Consider the following 1336-nt stretch of genomic DNA (forward strand, 5'->3'; position numbering starts at 1 on the left):
GTGACTGCTCCCCGCCGCAAGCGGCGAGGCTTCCCACTTCTTAGGCCGCTACTGCCGAATTGGCAGATTGACGCTGGCCTCCATGGGTAGAAACGACGAGTCCCGCCGCCTTTAATTCCAATATGCCTTGCTGCTGGATATTCATGGCTGCGTTGATGTCGCGGTCATGCTCTGCATCACACGCCGGACATGCCCACTGCCGCTGGTGCAGCGGCATATCCGGCATCTTGTGGCCGCAATCGCTACACAGTTTCGAGCTGGCAAACCACTGATCGAGTTTGATTAGGTGGCGACCCGCCGCTTGAGCCTTGTACTCCAGCTTCATGATGAAACCATGCCAGCCAGCATCGCCTATGGCGCGGGCCAGTTTGTGGTTTTTCATCATGTTCGCTGATTTCAATGTCTCCACGATGATCGCTTGACTATCGTCAACCATCGTGCGGGAGAGTTTGTGCTGAAAATCGGCGCGGGCATTGGCTACCCGTTCGTGCAGGGCTGCCAGTTGCCGGCTTGCCTTGCCACGGTTGGCGCTGCCCTTTTTCTTGCGAGACAGTGCCTTTTGCTTGCGCCGTAGATTGCGGCTGGCATTGACAAGGTGGCGCGGGTTATCCGTTTTCTTTCCGTTGGACTGGATGAGATAGTGGGATAGCCCCATATCACAGCCGGTCACGTCGGTGATGAAGGTGGGCTTGGCCGGGGCCTCGCAGCCATCATCGCAAAGGATGGACGCATAGTATTTCCCTGTCGGGCCACGGCTGACTGTGATACTGGAGACCACGCCGATTATGTCTCGGTGAATGACCGCCCTGATGGGCGTCATCTTCGGTAACTGGATAGCGTCGGCCAGCACTTTGCCATTGGGGTGATAGCTCGATTGCCTGCCCCGTTTGCTCTTGAACGTTGGCATTCGCGCCTTGAGCTTGGGGTTGAAGAAGTTGACAAACGCCTTGTCCAGATTGATTACCGCCTGCTGCAAGGCGAGTGAATCGTACTCTTTCAGCCAGCCGTATTTGCGCGACTTTTTTGCCACTGCCAGCAAGGGCTTCAGGTCGCGTTTCGGTTTCAGTGAGACCCCGTGACGCTTGAACATGTGGCTTTGAATATGAAGGGCCTTGTTGTACGCGAACCGCACCGCGCCGAACTGAGCATTCAAAAATGCCGCCTGTTCGTCAGTGGGGTAAATCCGTACTTTTGTGGCTCTTTTCACCGGCAAACCTTAAATGTCGAGATACTGTAATTATATACAGTAAAAATATTACCACTCAATAGAAAACATTGAGTTACCGCCCCTTATATCCCCGCCCGATTGGGCGAGGGTTTACGGGGCATCTGCTAA

General features: G+C 54.7%; 1 protein-coding gene. It reads right to left on the bottom strand.

Going from position 1 to position 1336, the window contains the following annotated elements:
* Window positions 1-40 precede the first annotated feature (40 nt).
* The gene (locus ACB039_RS20870) at window positions 41-1207 is read right to left on the bottom strand and encodes an RNA-guided endonuclease InsQ/TnpB family protein (protein WP_371166371.1); all 1167 of its coding nucleotides are present in this window, start codon (window positions 1205-1207) and stop codon (window positions 41-43) included.
* Window positions 1208-1336 lie beyond the last annotated feature (129 nt).

The organism is Aeromonas sp. S2(2024) (assembly GCF_041402505.1).
In the GTDB taxonomy this organism is placed as follows: domain Bacteria; phylum Pseudomonadota; class Gammaproteobacteria; order Enterobacterales; family Aeromonadaceae; genus Aeromonas; species Aeromonas media.